This window comes from Bacillus sp. FSL H8-0545, from assembly GCF_038006105.1.
In the GTDB taxonomy this organism is placed as follows: Bacteria; Bacillota; Bacilli; order Bacillales; family Bacillaceae_G; genus Bacillus_A; species Bacillus_A cereus_U.
The window spans coordinates 3,596,650-3,616,195 of record NZ_JBBOUO010000001.1 but is presented as its reverse complement, the minus strand read 5'-3'; the positions used below and the strand labels follow the sequence as shown (position 1 = coordinate 3,616,195).

Genomic DNA, 19,546 nt, shown 5'->3' with positions numbered 1-19,546 from the left:
CTTTTCACCTCTTTTGAAAGTTGTTACAATTCTAGTGACAAATGATATAATCTTTCCAGTATTTTGTAAAGAAAAAATTAGGAATGGGGCGGACAAAATGAAAGTCGCATGTATTCAAATGGATATTGTCTTTGGTGATGTAGAAAAAAATATTGAGAACGCTAAAAATAAAATAAGCGAAGCGATGAAGGAAAGACCAGATGTTATCGTCTTACCAGAATTATGGACAACAGGATATGATTTAACAAGACTTTCTGAAATTGCAGATAGGGATGGATTGGAAACGAAAGAAAAGTTGAAAGAGTGGTCGAAACAATATGGTGTACATATTGTTGGTGGTTCCATAGCGAAGCAAACAGAGCAAGGTGTTACAAATACAATGTATGTTGTAAACAATGAAGGGAATCTAGTCAATGAATATAGTAAAGTACATTTATTTCAGCTTATGGATGAACATAAATATTTAGTAGCTGGTAATGAGACAGGTGAATTTAAGCTAGATGATGTAGAGTGCGCTGGCACAATTTGCTATGATATTCGTTTTCCGGAGTGGATGCGTGTTCATACTGCTAAAGGTGCAAAAGTTTTATTTGTTGTAGCAGAATGGCCATTAGTACGTTTAGCGCATTGGCGTTTGCTTTTACAGGCGAGAGCAGTTGAAAACCAGTGTTATGTTGTAGCATGTAATAGAGCAGGAAAGGATCCGAACAATGAGTTTGCAGGTCATTCTTTAATTGTCGATCCTTGGGGTGAAGTTGTAGTAGAGGCAAATGAAGAGGAATTTATTTTATTTGGAGAGCTGAAATTCGAGAAAATTAAAGAGGTTCGCAAAGGAATCCCAGTTTTTGCAGATCGTCGTCCAGAATTATACAAATAAAATGTTGACAAGTGATTTTTATTCTTGGTATAGTCTTCATCATAAAGTTAAAAATTCAAAAAATTATACAACTCTTATCAAGAGCAGGTGGAGGGATTTGGCCCGATGAAGCCCAGCAACCGACCGCAATACCATTGTGAAATGGGGCGTTTATGACGTCAAAAGGCACGGTGCTAATTCCAGCAGAAAGTAAACTTTCTGGCAGATAAGAGGGGAGAAGATAAACTTCAAACCTCTTTCTTTGTGGGAAGAGGTTTTTCTGTGCTAGAAAAACCTCTGAATTAAAAGGGGGAGAAGAAGATGGGATATTATTCATTAACAGAAGTAACAGCTGTACACTATGCAAAAGAACATGGATACTTTGAAAAGAAAGCAAATGTAGTTTGCCATGAAATTGGAGATGGCAATTTAAATTACGTATTCAAATTAGATGATGGAGAGAAGACAATTATAATTAAACAAGCACTTCCATATGCGAAAGTAGTTGGTGAGAGCTGGCCATTGTCAATAAAAAGAGCAACGATTGAAAGTAAAGCACTGCAAATTTTCGCGAAGTATGTACCGGAATACGTTCCAAAAGTATATAGTCATAATGAGGAGTTAGCAGTGACAGTAATGGAAGATTTATCAAGACTAACGATTACAAGAAAAGGATTAATAGAAGGAGAAGAATATCCTCTTTTATCCCAGCATATTGGTCGCTTTTTAGCACATGTTTTATTTTATACTTCAGATTTCGGCGTACGTTCAGAAGAGAAAAGAGTGTTAGATAGTGAATTTGTTAATCCAGATCTTAGTAAAATCACAGAAGATTTAGTGTTTACAGATCCGTTTAGTCATTATGATACGAATGATTATGAGCCAGAGTTACAACTAGCGGTTGATGAACTGTGGAGTGACAAAAATTTAAAATTAAAAGTAGCGCAGTATAAGTATAAGTTTTTAACGAGAAAAGAAGCGCTCATTCATGGGGATTTACATACTGGTAGTATATTTTCATCGCCTTCTGAAACAAAAGTAATTGATCCAGAATTTGCAACGTACGGTCCATTTGGATTTGATCTTGGTCAATTTATTGCAAATTTATTATTAAATGCGTTATCGCGTGAAGAGGAAAAAAGAAGTGTGCTATTTTTCCATATCGAGAAAACATGGAGTTATTTTGTAGAAGCTTTTACAAAGCTATGGATTGGAGAAGGTGTAGAAGTATATACGAAAGAGAAACAATGGTTACCAATTATTTTGCAAAATATTTTTAGTGATATTGTTGGATTTGCTGGATGTGAACTTATTCGTAGAACAATTGGTCTAGCACACGTGGCAGATTTAGATGAAATAGCAGATAAAGAAAGAAGAATTCAAGCTAAAAAACAAGCACTTTATTTAGGGAAAGAACTATTAAAATATGAATCAAAGAGCGCAGATATACAACTGTTCCGAACATTATTTCAACATACAATTTCAGGAGGCGTAAAGGCATGAGTACAATCATTACTATTCCGAGATCTGTAAGTTGGAAAGGAGATACCATCGCGTTATTAAACCAAACAAAGTTGCCGCATGTCACTGAATACAAAACATTAACGAATGTTGAAGATGTATGGAAAAGTATCATTATGTTAGAAGTACGCGGAGCACCTGCAATTGGAATTGTAGCTGCGTTTGGTTTGGCGCTTGCGGCAAAGAAATATGATGCTACAAATATCGATGAATTTCAAAAGAAGTTTAATAGAGATTGTAACTATTTAGGGACATCACGTCCGACGGCAGTCAATTTATTTTGGGCAATTGATCGCATGAGAGAAGCTATACGAGGGATTTCTACAATAAAAGAAGCACAAAAAATATTAGAAGAGGAAGCACTTCGTATTCAGCAAGAGGATGAAGTGGTGTGCCGAAGTATTGGAGAACATGCTTTAACATGTTTTAAAGACGGTGATAAAATTTTAACAATTTGTAACGCTGGAAGTATTGCAACTGCTAGATATGGAACAGCATTAGCCCCATTTTATATTGGGAAAGAGAAGGGTGTACGTTTACATGCGTATGCGTGTGAAACGAGACCGGTTTTACAAGGTGGTCGCTTAACGACATGGGAATTGAAGCAAGCAGACATTGATGTAACGCTTATTAAGGATAATACTGCAGCACATGCAATTCGAACGAAAGAAATTAATGCAATTATTGTAGGAGCAGATCGAATCGTTGAAAACGGTGATACTGCTAATAAAATAGGAACATTAAATTTAGCTATATTAGCAAAGTATTTCGGTATCCCATTTTACGTTGCAGCACCGTTATCTACATTTGATACTACGAAACAAACAGGTGCTGAAATTGTCATTGAAGAAAGAGATGAAACAGAAGTTACGAAAATTTTTGGGAAACAAGTGGCGCCACTTGGAACGCCTGTATTTAACCCTGCATTTGACGTAACACCGCATGGATTAATTACAGGAATTATAACTGAGAAAGGTATTTTACGTGGAGATTATAAGCAAGAAATTACATCATTATTTGAAAAAACAAGCTAATCACAAATGAACTGCACCCCAATTGTTAGACACAGTCTAACAATTGGAGGTGCAGTTTTTCTATGGCTAAATTTACAGCTGATGAAAAAATACATATCGTTCTACGTTATTTGAACGGAAATGAAAGTTATCGAGAAATTGGTAAAGCGATCGGTATAAGGGACACAGTAATTTTGAATTGGGTAAACCAATATAAGCAAAATGGTGTGGAAGCTTTTCTAAAACGGTATACAAATTACACACAACAATTTAAACTAGACGTACTAAATTATATGATTGAAAACGGTACGTCCTTATTTGAAACGGCAGCTATCTTTAACATTCCTGCCCCTTCAACGATTATTGTTTGGAAAAAACAACTCGAAACACAAGGAATCGATGCCCTTCAATCAAAGAAAAAGGGGCGTCCATCCATGAAAAAAGAGTCAAATAAACAATCAAAACAAGCACCAGTTGAAGGTTCAGTCGAAGCACTTGAAGCACGTATTAAACAGCTTGAAATGGAAAATGAGTACTTAAAAAAGTTGAATGCCTTAGTTCAAAACAAGGAAAAGTCACTAAACAAGACAAAGCGCAAGTAGTCTATGAATTAAGGCATAAATATTCGGTGAAGGCACTCGTGGAGCTAGCTGATATTCCACGAAGCACGTATTATGATTTAGTAAAGAAAATGAATCGTCCGGATTTAGATGCCGATTTGAAAGCCGAAATTAAAGCGATTTATGAGGAAAATGAAGGTCGTTATGGCTACCGTCGCATTCGTGATGAGTTGACGAATCGAATCGTGGTCAGAAAGTAAATCACAAGAAGGTTCAGCGCATTATGAAAGAGCTTGGATTAAAGTGTGTTGTGCGTATGAAAAAATATAAGTCTTATAAGGGGAAATTCGGTAAAATTGCACCAAATATTTTAGCGCGCAGTTTTCATGCAGATGCACCGAATCAAAAATGGGTAACAGACATCACAGAGTTTAAATTGTTTGGAGAGAAACTTTATTTATCACCTGTATTAGACTTGTATAATGGTGAAATTATTACATATACAATTGGCTCTAGACCGACGTATTCACTTGTTTCAGAAATGTTAGAGAAAGCATTAGAACGTTTACCTGAAAATCACCAACTATTGATACATTCAGATCAAGGGTGGCATTATCAAATGAAACAATATGTCCGTACACTTGAATCAAGAGGTATTGTGCAGAGTATGTCTCGAAAAGGAAACTGTTATGACAACGCAGTAATGGAGAATTTCTTTGGGATCATGAAGTCGGAATTCCTCTACATAAAAGAGTTTGAAAGTGTAGAGCATTTTAAAATAGAATTAGAAAAATATATAGATTATTATAATACGAAACGGATAAAGGCAAAATTAAAAATGAGCCCGGTACAATACCGGACTCACTTTTATCAAGCTGCCTAATGAAATAACCGTGTCTAACTTTTAGGGGTCACTTCACAAATAGCTTGTTTTTTTATGCCTAAGATTCTCTTTTCCTCTTATTTATGTAATGAAGGGAGGAGAGAAAGATGGAAGAGTGGATCAGGATGATAGGTAATGTGGGGTTTCCAATTGTTGTAACGTTATATTTACTACATCGCATTGAAAGTAAATTAGACGGAGTAATTGTTGCAATTGAGAAACTCCCTCAACAATTACTAAAGTATGAAGATCCTCGCGATAGAAAGTAAAATAAAGTTTGCTCTTCGTGAGCAAACTTTATTTTTTATCCCGCATTAACGGGCAGTAAAACTCCCACCTCAAAATTTGGTTGGAGCAAAGAAGTTAGGTCGGAGATTAACTGCCCGTAAAAGCCCGATTGGTGAAGGCTAATAATCAGTGGGGGATGAACAAAACCCCCACTGATTAAAGTTTCACTTTATTGAACAGTATATCCACCATCGATAACAACAGCTTGACCAGTTATGCCTTTTGCCTTTTCACTTGCTAAAAACATAGCATAATCTGCAATTTCTTGTACTTGCAACAAGCGCTTCTGCGGTACAAGAGGATAAATAACATCTTCTAAAACATTTTCAAGTGGTACATTTCGTGTAGTTGCTAAATCTTGTAGTTGATTTCGTACAAGGGGAGTATCAACATATCCGGGACAAAGAGCGTTTACAGTAATTCCATGAGTTGCTCCCTCTAAAGCAGCCACTTTTGTTAATCCGATTACACCATGTTTCGCACTATTATAAGCAGCTTTTCCAGCAAATCCGACAAGGCCGTTAATAGAAGCGATATTAATAATTCGTCCATACTGTTGTTTCTTCATAATAGGAAAGGCAAGCTTGGTTGCAATAAATGGAGCAATTTGCATAATTTTAATAAGAAGTTCGAACTTATCCGTTGGAAAATCTTCAATTGGTGAGACGTGTTGCATTCCTGCGTTGTTAATTAATACGTCTAATGAACCGAAGTGAGTAACTGTTTGAGAAATTGCTGCTGCAATTTCTTCTTCAGCTGTAACGTCACATTTTAAACCGATAGCTTGATAGCCTTCTTTTTGCAATTGTTCAGCAGCTTCTTTTGCACGATCTTCAAGACGATCACTAATGACAACTTTAGCACCTTCTTTTGCGAAAGCACTTCCCATTTCATAACCAATACCGCTCGCAGCACCTGTTAAAAAGACAACTCGATTTGTAACCATGATGAAAAACACTCCTTCATAATAAAAGTTCTCTTATTGCTCTATTTAGAGAGGTGATAATGAAATTCCTGCAAACATTTGGAAAAATATATTTAGCTATCTTGTTTTACAAAATAGTCTCTGCTATACTATTTTGTAAAGCAAGATACTTACGCTTATCTATCTTGTAAAACAAGATAGTGGGAGGATTTGAAATATGTCGACAAGTCAAATGCTAAAAGGGATTTTAGAAGGTTGCTTACTTGCTATTATTTCTGAAGGTGAAATATATGGTTATGAAATGAGTGAAAAATTAGCGAAATATGGTTTCACAATGGCGAGTGAGGGAAGTATTTATCCGTTATTAATACGAATGCAAAAGGAAGGATTAATAACAAGTGTAATGAAGGAATCTCCATCTGGTCCAAAGCGAAAATATTATACATTAACAGAAAAAGGCGAGGAAGCACTGGATGAATTTATGGATCGCTGGGAAGCGATGCAAAGTAGTGTAGAGCGTCTACTTGAAGGGAAGGGAAGAAAAAAATAATGCTATCAAATGAAGCACGCAATTTTTTATTGGATATGAGATTATTTTTAACTGCAAAGAGTGTGAAAGAAAGCGATATTGAAAGCTTTTTAGAAGATGCAGAGTTGCATTTAATAGAAGGTGAGAGTGAAGGGAAAAGTGTAGAAGATATTTTCGGAAGTTCACCGAAAGAATACGCGAATGAACTTGTAAAAGTGATGGAAAGGGATAGAAAGGAAACGTGGAAGCAAATTGGGTTTACGGTAATGAATATCGTTTCGTTTTGGATTATTGCTTCTATTTTAATAGTTAATAATGGGATTTTACAGATTTCGCTTATTCAGTGTATTGGCTATAGTTTTACATTGATTTTAGCTGTTATGGGTCCTAATTTTTTGCTTCGTAAAATGACATTTGTAACAAGTTTTACAAAAACGTGGTTTTCCATGTGGTTTTTAGTCATGATTGCGCCAATGTTTTTATTAGGAGCTGTTACGATTTTAGATGTGATATATCCTACAACGATGTTTACGTTGACTCTAGTCCAAAGTTATATATTAGCTGGAGGGATCTTTATCCTCACGGTAGCTATAAATATATATTTTGAAGGATGGTTTAAAAACTTATATTTAATTATTCCACTTTCGATTATGTTAGTGTTTAAAACATTTACATCGGAAGATCTTATGCCAATGTTATTTCAAATTATATGTTTATACGGAAGTTTGTTTATTTTAATTTTCGTTGAAATTATGATGAAGGCGAATAGAAGAGAAACGATTAAATAAGGGAGGGGTTATAATGCAAGTTTCTAAAGAAGGGGAAAAGTTTCTAATCGATACGAAATTGTATTTAATAACGAAGGGAATTAAAGTAGAAGATGTGGATGCATTTCTAGAAGATGCAGAGCTACATTTAATAGAAGGTGAGAAAAAAGGAAAGACAGTAAGTGATATATTTGGTGATTCGCCAAAAGCGTATGCGGAAGAATTGGCGAAAGAGATGGAGAAGGATAAAAGCGGGATTATAAAGAGTATTCTTGCGATGATAATTGGGGTTGGCGGGTACTGGATATTAACACATATTTTGTTTAATAATCCGAATCAGCAATTTACGCTAACAAATATACAGTTAATTGGCTATCCTATCGTCTTAATCATTACGATTATTGGAACAATTGTTGCCTTTAGAATGTCTTCTTTTAAAAATAAGTTTGTAGAGTTTGGGATTATTTACGTAATAGTAATGGTTCCTATCTTATTATTAGTATTATTGATGTTTATTGATAAATGGTACGGTACACCTATTTTGCAATTGTCGACAATACAAACATATATATTAGCAGCAAGTATCTTTTTATTACTTTTCATTGGAGAAGTGTATGTTCTTGGTTGGATGGGCGTTTTGGTGCTAATTGTTCCTTTGGCAATTATGTTTATATTTAAAGACTTAGAAGAAAGAAATGTATTTTGGGGAATTGCAAAGATTTTACTTATGTATGGAAGTATATATGGATTAATGCGATGGTATTTAAAAATTGAAGAGCGAAAAAGTATAAACTAGCTGTACGATACGAAAGTAACGAGCAAATAATTAGCAAACGGAATTTTCTATTAAGTGGGGTACAAATATGCAAAATATATTTATATGTATATTAACTATTATGTTTCTAGGATTAGCAATTTTAGGGATCTATACTGCTTTCACCAAAAGAATACATGATGAATATTTTAATACTTTATTAGATGATACATCAGGATATGTTTTGTTTTTTGGTTTAATAGGAAAAGGGCTGCTTTGGATATGCAAAAAAGTATTTCCAAAGAAATATTATATTGGGATTTTTAGAGGGATTACATTTACTTTTAGTTGTATGTTTTTATTTCTCGCAGCCGGTATTTGGTTTGTTGATTGGAATATATTGTTTTAAACAGTAACAATATCGTTACTGTTTTTTTCTTTGTAATAAGGGACTTTGTAAAGAGAGCGCTTTTTGTTCATTTGTTAATAATGAATTGATGTGAACTTTATTAGGGCTAGGGACTATAGGGTACATAAGGTTCGATGGTGAATGGTGATGTTCAGAACCGGTTGGAGAGTGGGGATCTGCGTGCGTAAGTTTTCCATGAATTCGTCTTGTGAATAAAATATGACCAATTTCGTGAGCGAGGGTGTATATATTTTTCATTGGAGCAGCTGAGTTTGTTAGAACGATGTAACCAGTAAGTTGTTGTTGTTTCGCTAGAGAGTAAGCGCAAGCGATTACTGCGGTTTCTTTGAAATAATCACTGCCAATATAACAAATATAAAGGTCACATTCAGGAGCTTCGTTAACACAAGTTTGAAAAAAGGATGATAATTTTTCCTGACTTTGAATGGAGTTTTTATAACTAATTTCCCGATTAGAAAAACGGAAAAGCTCGTTTAGTACAATTACTTCTTTAATTTGAAATGTAATGGGATGCCAAATTGATTCTGCAACTGCTAAATCTTTTGCAATACGGTCGTCAGAAATATCGGCGCCTGGAGTAATGCAAACACATATATTAATGTATGAATCCATAAGGAACACCTCAAAGGAAAAAATTCTTTCTATAATATATGTGGGGAAAAGGTCCTATGTATGGATAAACGCCTTGTTTATTACACGAATATATAGACTACAAGTCGAAAAAATTTCATAGTTCTATAACGTAGTATGGTCATCTTTTTGATATAGTAAAGAAAAGGGGGAGAATATATGTATACATTAAAAATCGTTTCAGACAGAGAAGCTCTGTATCAATTTGCGAGCTATGTAAGAGTTGTGCAAGGGGTTGAAGGTGTATATGTAGAGGTGGGAGAACCTTTATATGAACATCCATTAATGAAGTTTTATGTACATATTACAATTGAAGAAACATATGATCAGTATAAAGCGTTACAAGAAATAGCTAGATTAGTAGAATTAGGGCGTTTTACATATGTCCATTATAGCAATGAGGAAATTGAAGAAGCTTTTGAAGCTGTAAAATACGAAAGCTTTAAGAAATAAAGTGAAACTTTAATCAGTGGGGGGGGTTCATCCCCCGCTGATTATTAGCCCTCACCAATCGGGCTTTTACGGGCAGTTGATTCCCCTCCTAACTTCTTTACTTTCGCTGGATTTTGAGGTAGGGGTCTTACTGCCCGCAAATAGCGGGATAACGGTAAAAAAAGGAAGCGGAAGCTTCCTTTTTTTATTGAAAATTACAGCAACAAAAGGAAGAGAATTTTGTTATGATAAGGAAGGGTGAGGAAAGGGGAGTTTACATATTGGGGTATATTGAAGAGTTACGCAAAGTAGTTGGTACGAGACCACTTATTTTAGTAGGATCAGCAATTATTATATTAAATGATAATCAAGAAGTATTGCTTCAATATCGTTCAGATACATATGATTGGGGTGTGCCTGGCGGGGCAATGGAACTGGGAGAAACGACAGAAGAAACTGCTCGTAGAGAATTATTCGAGGAGACGGGGCTAAGTGCAAAAATAATGCAATTTCTTGGTGTTCTTTCAGGAAAGGAAGTTTATTTCCGTTATCCAAATGGAGATGAAATTTTTAATGTGATTCATCTGTATCAGGCACATCATGTAAGCGGAGAATTAAAGCTCGATCATGAAGGGTTACAACTTCAATATTTTCCAGTAGACAAGTTACCGAAATTGAATGAAACGACAGAGAAGATATTACAAAAATTCTTATATGCATTGACAGAATAGAAGGTTAATTCCTTCTATTTTTATTATATTAAATATTTTGATTTTTTGGTATGTTTATAGTATGATAATTGTAGACATACAACTTATGGAATTTCACCTAAAAACTTACTAGGTTACATAAGAGAGGGGCAAGTACAAAATGCATAATGTTGTCATTACAGCTGCAGTTCGTTCACCAATTGGAACTTTCGGAGGAGCACTAAAAAATATAACACCAGTAGAATTAGCTGTTCCTGTACTTCAGGAAGCTGTAAAAAGAGGCGGAGTAGAGCCACATGAAGTTGATGAAGTAATTTTAGGTCATTGTATTCAAAGAACTGATGAAGCAAATACGGCAAGAACAGCTGCATTAGCGGCAGGATTTCCTGACACAGTTACTGGTTATACAATTCAACGTCAATGTTCTTCAGGTATGCAAGCAATTATGTCTGCTGCAATGCAAATTCAATTAGGTGTAAGTGATATTGTTGTTGCAGGTGGAGTAGAGGCAATGAGCTCGAGCCCTTATGCATTAAAACAACACCGCTGGGGACAACGTCTACAGCACGGAGAAATTCGTGATACGGTGTGGGAAGTTTTAGAAGATCCGATTCACCATATTATGATGGGTGAAACAGCGGAAAATTTAGTTGAACAATATGAAATTACAAGAGAGGAACAAGATGAAGTTGCGCTTCGTAGCCATGCATTAGCGTTGCAAGCGATTGAGTCTGGATACTTTGACGATCAAATTGTTCCTATTTCGATAAAAGAACGTAGAAAAGAAGTTATATTTTCGAAGGATGAACATCCACGTGCAGATATTACAGCTGAAAAGTTAGCGGGATTAAAACCAGCTTTCCGTAAAGATGGATCAGTAACTGCAGGGAATTCATCTGGTCTTAATGACGGAAGTGCCGTTTTAGTATTAATGAGTGAAGAAAAGGCGAAAGAAAAAGGTTTACAACCGTTAGCTCGAATTGTTGGATATTCAGTAGCAGGTGTAGATCCGAAAATTATGGGTATTGGACCAGCACCAGCAATTCGCAAAGGGTTAGAAAAAGTAGATTGGTCATTAGAAGATGCAGATTTACTTGAAATCAATGAAGCTTTCGCTGCACAATACCTAGCTGTAGAGAAAGAGTTAGGGTTAGACCGTGAGAAAGTGAATGTAAACGGTAGTGGTGTAGGACTTGGACATCCAATCGGTTGTACAGGAGCTCGTATTACGGTGAGTTTAATTCACGAATTAAAAAGACGTGGATTAGAGAAAGGTATTGCCTCTCTATGCGTTGGAGGCGGTATTGGAGTAGCTTTATTTATAGAAGCATTATAAAAAAGAGGCAGCGATTGCTGCCTCTTTTTTTATGACTCAAATAAGTGATGAAATAATCGATCGCGATTTTCAAAGAAAAGTTTCGTCGTTTGATAATGCTCTGTTTCTGCTAATGTCGATTCGTGAATCCCTTCTTGAGTTAAAGAGTATATAGTAGATTCAGGATAAGCCATTAAAATGGGAGAATGCGTTGCGATAACAAATTGTGAACCTTGTTCAGCTAGCTCGTGCATGCGAATGAGCATTGAAAGTTGCCTCATCGGTGATAAAGCTGCCTCAGGCTCATCTAAAATGTATAAACCTTGTCCTGAAAAGCGGTTCATAAATAATGAGAAGAATGATTCGCCGTGTGATTGTTTGTGTAGTGAGATACCACCATAAGATTTTATAGCATCTATTTCATCAATGTAAGAAGCAACGTTATAAAATGATTCAGCACGTAGAAAAAAGCCGTCTTTTGGGGTATTAAAACTTTTTGAAATTCGAATGTATTTATGTAAAGATGAGTGTGAATCGTACGTGTTAAAATGGAAGTTCTTCGTTCCACCTTCTGCATTAAAACCTAAAGCAACTGCAATCGCTTCGAGTAATGTTGATTTACCCGTTCCGTTTTCTCCAATAATGAATGTTACATTCGGATGGAAAAGGAGTGATTGTAATGTTCGTATAGCCGGTAAGCAGTAAGGATATGCGGAAAAGCTAGGGATATGTTCTTTTTTTAATGTGACACTTTTTAAAAAGGGTACGTCAATCAATATATAAACCTCAATTCATAAGGGATTTTGTTTCTAAAAAAGCAGCGAATACAAGTGTAAGAAAGCTTGCTAATAAAGTGAAACTATAATCAGTGGGGGTTTTGTTCATCCCCCACTGATTATTAGCCCGCGAAAAAATCCTATTGTACGTACTTAGTAAAAGAAAAGAAAGAACAAGAAAAAAGACAAGTGTTAACGACACGTGATCCTCCCTTGTTTTCTGAATATTTCATGTGGATTATAACATTTAAACTATCATATTCCAATGTGAAAATAAATATTGCATAGAGATTGTTCATATCGTTATGATAATATGTATTCTATTGGAAATATGAAAAGGAGTTAAAATATGCCATTTACATTCGCGCATCCAGCAGCTGTTCTCCCTTTTGCTAAGAAACATTCTAGTTATATTTCAGTGACGGCTCTTATATTAGGTAGTATGGCACCTGATTTTGAATATTTTTTACATTTTAGGCCATACGGTATTATTGGCCATACATGGGCTGGTTGCTTATATTTGAATTTACCACTCGTTTTTTTATTAGCATATGCATATCATCGTATTTTAAAAGGACCATTTATAACCCATTTACCTAAGCCTTTTGCTAGTTACTATAAATATGTAGTAGATGAGAAGTGGGGGCTTTATACTTGGAAAGATTTTTTTGTATTTTGCTATTCTGCTTTATTCGGTATGGTGACGCATGTCGTTTGGGATGCTTTTACCCATAAGACAGGCTATTTTGTTATGAAAATGCCGCTGTTACAGCAAGAAGTATATAGTATTCCGATGTATAAATTTTTACAGCATGGGAGTACATGTTTTGGCCTACTATTACTAATATATGTACTATGGAAATATAGGAGGGAAACTGATCAAGATACTAGTTTAACTTCGGAAAAAAAGAAATATTGGGCTTCATCTATCGTTGTGGCGGCCATTATATTTATCGTGCACGCGTTATTAGACCCCTATTTTCATATTTTCCAAATAGGAGGTATAATAGTATCTGGACTGACAAGTTCGTTTTGTGGACTTCTTATTGTTTCTATAGTTTACAAATCAAGGGACTAATATATTTTAATGAATGATAGTGTTAGGAGAAATTAAATGATGAAAGCATGGAAAAGTATTTTTGTTTTATGTAGTTTTCTTCTTATGTTAAGTGGTTGCTTCCATCAAGAAGAAAAGAAGGCAGAACCTAAGAAGAAAGAATCTATTCCAGAAACAAAAGAGTATGGTGGGCGTGAGCTTAAAAAAGTAGGACAAAAAGTGAAAGAAAAAGGGTGGGGGACATTTGAATTAGAACAGATTCATTCTGTGAATCAGACATTTGAAGTAGCCCCAATGAAAATTCACGTACAAGACGTTAAAGTTATCTCATTATCACAAATGAGCAAAGATGCAAAAAATACATTGAAAGTGTATACTGCATTAACTCCTGAAGAAGTAAAGCGTAGATTAGGAGATAAAGTGAGTCAAGAAGACGCTGAATTATATGCATCGTTAAGTGGAACAGAGATTAGCGATACGATTCGGTATGTTGAAATTACATATAAGGTAGAGAATAGTGGAAATAAGAACATGCAATTCTTCTCTATGAATGATGTTATTATTAATGACAAACAGCATTTTAAGGTAGCGACTCAAAACTTTTTAAATGAAGAAGACACACTTGTAGGCACAAAGAGTGTATCAAGGGAAGATTATAAGCCTGGTGAGACACGAGAAGGAATTATCGGTTTAATACTCGATGATGGAAAAGAGAAGGTAAAGGATATTAAGTTTACAACAGATGATTTAGCAGTGGGAGATACTCATGAAGCTGTTAAAGAGCCACAAACTTTCAATATCTCATTTTCTAAGTAAGGTGTGTACTTAAACGAAAACAGTCAGCATAAAAAGTTATGCTGACTGTTTTTTTAGCTCTTTCACATATGAATCTACACTTTGAAAAGGTACTGTAATTTTAAAAGCATCTTTTTGCTCGTTAAATTGTTTTTCATTATAAGGACCGAATCGTTTATTATGCTTTACATCGATAATCCAATAATGTTCACTTTTTTTATTTGTAATTGCTGCGTCAGGATTATTTGGATCTGATTTTTCCTCAATTTGTTTTGTGATAATGTATTTATCGTCCCAAGCAATTTCTGTAATTTTTGCAGGGATGTATTGTGTAGCATATACAGCATCCTGAGAGGGGAAAAGTTCAAATGCATCTCCAGAAGTATGTATGAGTTCATATTCATCGTTAATTGTATAAGTTAAATGGTTTGTATTGCCTGTACAACCTGTTAATAAGAGTGCGGCAAATAGGATTATCCATCTTTTCAATATGGGAACCTCCTTTACAATGCTGTTGTAACACATTGTACAAGAAAAGTAAGCGAAACGCCAGTTTACAATGTTTTTTAGAAGTGGTACGATGAAACGGGTAAAGAAGGATATGAAGGAGTCGACACAAAATGAAGTTAAAGATGCATCGTCCAGCGCTTGTAATGAATCGCATAGGTGCTTCCCTTATTGACATGTTTTTAATCTCAGTTACGTACGGTGCAGTAGTAGCTATTATTACCGGGAACTATAGTGCTATTTTCAATCGTTTTAATATAAGTTTAGGTGACTATAGATATGACCTTACACTTGTTTTTGTATTAATGGCTATAAATTTTATTGTGTTACCTTTTCTTTGGAACGGTTCTACACTTGGTAAAAAGGTAACAAGAACAAAAATAATCTCGTTAACAAGTGAAAAACTAACGTTACAAACATTAATAATACGATTTTTGGTATTATTATTACCAAGCATATTATTACTTGGAGTTCCATTAATATGCAATGTATATATGATGTTATTCCGCAAAGATAATTGTGGCTTCCATGATTTAATTGCAAAGACGAAAGTGATGAGTCTTGTATAATTAATATTTAAATTATAGGTGCTACTAATGAAATAAGACTTTTTATTGTTTGTATATAAAAAGTCTTATTTTTAATTTCGTAAAAAATTTGATTATATAGGGAGGATATCTCCTATATAGTACCTTCCATATTACTGAAGGATGTTTAAAGAAGCGGTAGCTAATTCAAACACCCTATTTCCGTTTTGAATAGATTGAAAATTAAGATAATGGTATAATGGATATAAATAATATCGTTATATAACAAAGGGGGATTTGCAATGACTGGAGGTAGCTTAATATTTTGGGGAATTCTTATTTTTATTGGTTTAACCTTCGATCAGTATAATAGTAAGAAAAAAAAAGAAACAAACAAGTAATCGCTTACAAGTTGTCGAGTTAACTTTTCCTGCTTGCGGATTAATCTAATAAAAGAGTATACTGAATGACGGTAAGACTTATAGAAGGGGTAATGAAAATGAAGCTTGCAGGAAAGGTTGCCATTGTAACTGGTGGTGGCATCGGTATTGGACGTAGTACAGCTCTTTTGTTGGCTAAGCAAGGCGCAAAAGTAATTGTGACGGACATTGATCAAGAAAGTGGACAAGCAACAGCTGAGGAAATTACGAATCTAGGCGGAGAGGCACTTTTTGTATCCTACGATATGGGAAAACAAGGAGATTGGCAACGTGTTATCAGTTTTGCTATGGAGGCATATAGTCGTGTTGATATGCTTTTTCAAAATGCTGGTCTGTATAAAATAGATTCTATTTTTTCTCGCCAACAAGAGAACGATTCCAATGCACTTTGTATTAATGACGTTTGGATAGAGATAAAACAATTAACGTCATCTTTTATGAAACAGCAAGAAGAAGTGGTGCTCAGTGATTTACCAGTTTTCGGTATTATTAGCACGAGAGGACAATCATTTCATACAATAGAAGCCCTAGTATAATAATGGAAAACCGCCCTCAGTATATATGTGGACGGTTTTTTTGTGTGTATTTTCAGCCATTCTAATTTCTTATCGTATAAGTAGAAACTATACAGAATACAAGTGATTTCGTACCCACTATTTTCTTTGTTTTAATTTGGTACGGGGTAGGAAGAGAATTTGACCGTTTCTATGCATGGCTAGGTTCTCTTTTCTACCTAAAAAAGAAGGTGTTGTATTTGCATGTATACTTAGCGAATACGTTGTTCGGTTTGACTATCAAAGAAATGTGCTTTATTCATATCAAAAGCAAGGTTAATTTGGTCACCAGGTGAAAAGATATGTCTTGCATCAACACGTGCTGCAAAATCTTGATTTCCAAGTTTCATATATAAAATGGATTCAGCCCCTAACAACTCTGCAACTTCAATTTTTGTTGTGAAAGTAGTAGATTGTGAAGCTTCTAAAAATAATAGTTCATCATGAATATCTTCTGGACGAATACCTAAAACAATTTCTTTATTTACATAGCCTTGTTCGCGTAATAACTTCATTTTTCCTTCAGATACTTTAATCTTTAGTGAACTGTCTATAACGAAATCGGTTTCAGTTAATTTTCCACGGAAGAAATTCATTGCGGGTGAACCGATAAAACCACCAACGAAAATATTTTCAGGTGTTTCATATACTTCTTTTGGAGTTCCAATTTGTTGGATTTTTCCGTCTTTCATAACAACAAGACGGGAAGCCATTGTCATTGCCTCAGTTTGATCATGTGTTACATAAATTGTCGTTGTACCAAGGCGGTGGTGTAATTTAGAAATTTCTGATCGCATTGCAACACGTAGTTTAGCGTCTAAGTTTGATAATGGTTCATCCATTAAGAAGACTTTTGCGTCTCGAACAATCGCTCTACCTAATGCGACACGTTGGCGTTGTCCACCTGATAAAGCTTTCGGTTTTCTATCTAAATATTGTTCAAGCCCTAAAATTTGAGCTGCATGTTTCACTCGACGGTCGATTTCATCTTTCGGTATTTTTCGAAGTTTTAATCCAAATGCCATATTATCATACACACTCATATGTGGATAAAGAGCGTAGTTTTGGAAGACCATTGCGATATCTCGATCTTTTGGAGGAACATCGTTCATTAGCTTACCATCAATTGAAAATTCTCCTTTTGAAATATCTTCAAGTCCAGCTACCATTCGTAGTGTTGTAGATTTTCCACAGCCAGAAGGACCAACGAATACGATAAATTCTTTATCTTGAATGTGTAAATTAAAATCTGTTACGGCTGTTACGTTATTATCATATATTTTATAAATATTTTCTAATTTAAGTTCTGCCATGATATTTCCCCCTAGAAAGTTTATGCAAACGTTTTCTTTGAATTTATTATAAACGAATAGATTCAAAAAAGAAATAAAAACACTATAAAAAAATAAAACGTTTTCATTATTCCTATGAATATATAATAAGTTCCACATGTTTTATCAGAAAAAGAAAATAAATATTGTAAGCGCTATTTTAAATTTGGATAGAATCTGTTATCATTCAGTAATGAAAACGTTTGCGCCTTAAAAAAAGAAAAAAGAATCAATAGTATAGATGAAATGGGGTAGCATAATGGAAAAACAATGGTGGAAAGAAAGTGTAGTATATCAAATTTATCCTCGTAGTTTTATGGATAGTAACGGTGATGGCATAGGGGATCTTCGTGGTATTCTTTCAAAGCTAGATTACTTAAAAGAACTAGGTATTGATGTAATTTGGTTATCACCAGTCTATGAATCTCCAAACGATGATAATGGTTACGATATAAGTGATTATTGTAAAATTATGAATGAGTTCGGAACAATGGAAGACTGGGATGAACTATTACATGAAATGCATAAACGTAATATGAGACTTATGATGGACTTAGTTGTTAATCATACTTCAGATGAACATAATTGGTTTATTGAATCACGTAAATCAAAAGAAAATAAATATAGAGACTATTATATATGGCGTCCTGGAAATGAAGGGAACGAGCCGAATAACTGGGGAGCAGCATTTAGTGGCTCTGCATGGCAATATGATGAAATGACAGATGAATATTATTTGCATCTGTTTTCTAAAAAACAGCCAGATTTAAACTGGGATAATGAAAAGGTAAGACAAGATGTTTATGACATGATGAAGTTTTGGTTAGAAAAAGGAATTGATGGGTTCCGTATGGATGTTATTAATTTTATTTCTAAAGAAGATGGCTTACCAGCTGTTGAAACGGATGAAGAAGGATATGTTTCAGGGCATAAACATTTTATGAACGGTCCGAACATTCATAAGTATTTGCATGAAATGAATGAAGACGTATTGTCTCAGTATGACATTATGACGGTTGGGGAAATGCCTGGTGTAACGACAGAAGAAGCTAAATTGTATACAGGAGAAGCTAGAAAAGAACTGCAAATGGTATTCCAATTTGAACATATGGATTTAGATTCTGGAGAAGGTGGGAAATGGGATGTAAAACCATGCTCACTTATTACTTTGAAACAAAATTTAACAAAGTGGCAAAAAGCATTAGAACAAACAGGCTGGAATAGCCTTTATTGGAATAACCATGACCAGCCTCGCGTTGTATCTCGTTTTGGTAATGATGGAGCTTATCATACTGAATCAGCAAAAATGTTAGCGACAGTGCTTCATATGATGAAAGGGACACCATATATTTATCAAGGAGAAGAAATCGGAATGACCAATGTTCGATTTGAATCGATTGATGAATATCGAGATATTGAAACATTAAATATGTATAAAGAAAAAGTTATAGAGCACGGCGAAGATATAGATAAAGTGATGCAGTCTATATATATAAAGGGCCGAGATAATGCTAGAACCCCGATGCAGTGGGATGATAGAGAACATGCTGGATTCACAACGGGTGAGCCTTGGATTGCGGTAAACCCTAACTACAAAGAGATTAATGTGAAACATGCAATCCAAGACGAAGAATCGATTTTTTATTACTATAAAAAATTGATTGAGTTACGCAAAAACAATGAAATAGTTGTGTATGGAACATATGATTTAATACTAGAAAATAACCCTTCTATTTTTGCTTATGTAAGAACATATGAAGAAGAAAAGCTTCTGGTGATTGCAAACTTCACTGCAGATGAATGTGTATTTGAATTGCCTGAGGATATTATTTATAGTGAATCAGAGTTATTAATATACAATTATGACGTAGAAAATGTATCGATAGAAAACATTACGTTACGACCATATGAAGCAATGGTATTTAAATTGAAATAAGAAAAAGCCT

General features: G+C 34.7%; 22 protein-coding genes, 1 pseudogene and 1 riboswitch. Of the genes and pseudogenes, 18 read left to right on the top strand and 5 right to left on the bottom strand.

Features of this window, described 5'->3' with window-relative positions:
* The first annotated feature begins 13 nt into the window (after nt 1–13).
* The 5 genes and pseudogenes from MHI07_RS18850 to MHI07_RS18830 all read left to right on the top strand — a co-directional run bounded on the left by MHI07_RS18850 (nt 14) and on the right by MHI07_RS18830 (nt 5,102).
* Entirely contained in the window at nt 14–877 is an 864-nt protein-coding gene (locus MHI07_RS18850) for a carbon-nitrogen family hydrolase (RefSeq protein ID WP_033711022.1), read from the top strand.
* 71 nt (nt 878–948) lie between these two features.
* A riboswitch (SAM riboswitch) is annotated at nt 949–1,089 on the top strand.
* An 88-nt stretch (nt 1,090–1,177) separates the two neighbouring features.
* A complete protein-coding gene (mtnK, locus tag MHI07_RS18845) occupies nt 1,178–2,359 on the top strand; it encodes an S-methyl-5-thioribose kinase (protein ID WP_215579540.1) in 1,182 nt (393 codons plus the stop codon).
* On the top strand, nt 2,356–3,411 hold the full coding sequence (mtnA, locus tag MHI07_RS18840) for an S-methyl-5-thioribose-1-phosphate isomerase (RefSeq protein WP_340825630.1): 1,056 nt from the start codon (nt 2,356–2,358) through the stop codon (nt 3,409–3,411). Before mtnK ends, mtnA begins: the two co-directional genes overlap by 4 nt.
* Nucleotides 3,412–3,473: 62 nt before the next feature.
* A pseudogene (locus tag MHI07_RS18835) lies at nt 3,474–4,833 on the top strand (IS3 family transposase).
* A gap of 107 nt (nt 4,834–4,940) precedes the next feature.
* A complete protein-coding gene (locus tag MHI07_RS18830; protein WP_215579535.1) occupies nt 4,941–5,102 on the top strand; it encodes a YvrJ family protein in 162 nt (53 codons plus the stop codon).
* Nucleotides 5,103–5,290: 188 nt separating this feature from the next.
* Here MHI07_RS18830 and MHI07_RS18825 read toward each other — a convergent pair whose 3' ends face one another.
* Complete coding sequence (locus tag MHI07_RS18825; protein ID WP_215579532.1) at nt 5,291–6,067, bottom strand: 3-hydroxybutyrate dehydrogenase; 777 nt, start codon at nt 6,065–6,067, stop codon at nt 5,291–5,293.
* Between the two features lie 196 nt (nt 6,068–6,263).
* Between MHI07_RS18825 and MHI07_RS18820 the strand changes: the two genes are divergently transcribed.
* From MHI07_RS18820 to MHI07_RS18805, 4 genes are all read left to right on the top strand, one after another.
* Nucleotides 6,264–6,596 carry a PadR family transcriptional regulator gene (locus tag MHI07_RS18820; protein WP_002111568.1) on the top strand — a complete coding sequence of 111 codons (333 nt, stop codon included), beginning with the start codon at nt 6,264–6,266 and terminating at the stop codon, nt 6,594–6,596.
* Complete coding sequence (locus MHI07_RS18815; RefSeq protein ID WP_002160641.1) at nt 6,596–7,363, top strand: DUF1129 domain-containing protein; 768 nt, start codon at nt 6,596–6,598, stop codon at nt 7,361–7,363. The genes MHI07_RS18820 and MHI07_RS18815 overlap by 1 nt, the downstream gene beginning before the upstream one ends.
* 13 nt (nt 7,364–7,376) lie before the next feature.
* Nucleotides 7,377–8,138 carry a DUF1129 domain-containing protein gene (locus MHI07_RS18810; RefSeq protein WP_016106069.1) on the top strand — a complete coding sequence of 254 codons (762 nt, stop codon included), beginning with the start codon at nt 7,377–7,379 and terminating at the stop codon, nt 8,136–8,138.
* 67 nt (nt 8,139–8,205) lie between these two features.
* Complete coding sequence (locus MHI07_RS18805) at nt 8,206–8,505, top strand: DNA-binding protein (protein ID WP_070139919.1); 300 nt, start codon at nt 8,206–8,208, stop codon at nt 8,503–8,505.
* 15 nt (nt 8,506–8,520) lie between these two features.
* On the opposite strand, the gene MHI07_RS18800 is transcribed toward MHI07_RS18805, so the two are convergent.
* Nucleotides 8,521–9,138 (bottom strand): ImmA/IrrE family metallo-endopeptidase, encoded by a 618-nt coding sequence (locus MHI07_RS18800; RefSeq protein WP_002199468.1) that lies wholly within the window; start codon nt 9,136–9,138, stop codon nt 8,521–8,523.
* Between the two features lie 177 nt (nt 9,139–9,315).
* Between MHI07_RS18800 and MHI07_RS18795 the strand changes: the two genes are divergently transcribed.
* The 3 genes from MHI07_RS18795 (at nt 9,316) to MHI07_RS18785 (ending at nt 11,634) form a co-directional block, all read left to right on the top strand.
* Nucleotides 9,316–9,609 carry a DUF3928 family protein gene (locus MHI07_RS18795; RefSeq protein WP_215579528.1) on the top strand — a complete coding sequence of 98 codons (294 nt, stop codon included), beginning with the start codon at nt 9,316–9,318 and terminating at the stop codon, nt 9,607–9,609.
* A gap of 260 nt (nt 9,610–9,869) precedes the next feature.
* A complete protein-coding gene (locus MHI07_RS18790) occupies nt 9,870–10,319 on the top strand; it encodes an NUDIX hydrolase (protein WP_002145954.1) in 450 nt (149 codons plus the stop codon).
* A gap of 139 nt (nt 10,320–10,458) precedes the next feature.
* Entirely contained in the window at nt 10,459–11,634 is a 1,176-nt protein-coding gene (locus tag MHI07_RS18785; RefSeq protein WP_215579526.1) for an acetyl-CoA C-acetyltransferase, read from the top strand.
* Between the two features lie 29 nt (nt 11,635–11,663).
* Here MHI07_RS18785 and MHI07_RS18780 read toward each other — a convergent pair whose 3' ends face one another.
* A complete protein-coding gene (locus MHI07_RS18780) occupies nt 11,664–12,389 on the bottom strand; it encodes an AAA family ATPase (RefSeq protein ID WP_215579525.1) in 726 nt (241 codons plus the stop codon).
* Nucleotides 12,390–12,738: 349 nt separating this feature from the next.
* Here MHI07_RS18780 and MHI07_RS18775 point away from each other — a divergent pair, with 349 nt between their 5' ends.
* Both MHI07_RS18775 and MHI07_RS18770 read left to right on the top strand, forming a co-directional pair.
* On the top strand, nt 12,739–13,467 hold the full coding sequence (locus MHI07_RS18775) for a DUF4184 family protein (RefSeq protein ID WP_340825616.1): 729 nt from the start codon (nt 12,739–12,741) through the stop codon (nt 13,465–13,467).
* Nucleotides 13,468–13,503: 36 nt separating this feature from the next.
* Nucleotides 13,504–14,262 carry a hypothetical protein gene (locus MHI07_RS18770; protein WP_340825614.1) on the top strand — a complete coding sequence of 253 codons (759 nt, stop codon included), beginning with the start codon at nt 13,504–13,506 and terminating at the stop codon, nt 14,260–14,262.
* A gap of 36 nt (nt 14,263–14,298) precedes the next feature.
* Here MHI07_RS18770 and MHI07_RS18765 read toward each other — a convergent pair whose 3' ends face one another.
* Complete coding sequence (locus MHI07_RS18765; RefSeq protein WP_002033805.1) at nt 14,299–14,730, bottom strand: DUF3997 domain-containing protein; 432 nt, start codon at nt 14,728–14,730, stop codon at nt 14,299–14,301.
* A 131-nt stretch (nt 14,731–14,861) separates the two neighbouring features.
* Between MHI07_RS18765 and MHI07_RS18760 the strand changes: the two genes are divergently transcribed.
* From MHI07_RS18760 to MHI07_RS18750, 3 genes are all read left to right on the top strand, one after another.
* Nucleotides 14,862–15,317, top strand: a complete 456-nt coding sequence (locus tag MHI07_RS18760; protein WP_002014800.1) for an RDD family protein — start codon at nt 14,862–14,864, stop codon at nt 15,315–15,317.
* 260 nt (nt 15,318–15,577) lie between these two features.
* Complete coding sequence (locus MHI07_RS18755) at nt 15,578–15,676, top strand: hypothetical protein (RefSeq protein WP_002145961.1); 99 nt, start codon at nt 15,578–15,580, stop codon at nt 15,674–15,676.
* 65 nt (nt 15,677–15,741) lie between these two features.
* Nucleotides 15,742–16,251: an SDR family NAD(P)-dependent oxidoreductase gene (locus tag MHI07_RS18750; protein ID WP_215579521.1), complete on the top strand. Its 510-nt coding sequence runs from the start codon at nt 15,742–15,744 to the stop codon at nt 16,249–16,251.
* A 230-nt stretch (nt 16,252–16,481) separates the two neighbouring features.
* Here MHI07_RS18750 and MHI07_RS18745 read toward each other — a convergent pair whose 3' ends face one another.
* Nucleotides 16,482–17,582 carry an ABC transporter ATP-binding protein gene (locus MHI07_RS18745; RefSeq protein ID WP_002111551.1) on the bottom strand — a complete coding sequence of 367 codons (1,101 nt, stop codon included), beginning with the start codon at nt 17,580–17,582 and terminating at the stop codon, nt 16,482–16,484.
* Nucleotides 17,583–17,859: 277 nt separating this feature from the next.
* Here MHI07_RS18745 and MHI07_RS18740 point away from each other — a divergent pair, with 277 nt between their 5' ends.
* A complete protein-coding gene (locus tag MHI07_RS18740; RefSeq protein WP_340825609.1) occupies nt 17,860–19,536 on the top strand; it encodes a glycoside hydrolase family 13 protein in 1,677 nt (558 codons plus the stop codon).
* The last annotated feature ends 10 nt before the right edge of the window (nt 19,537–19,546 follow it).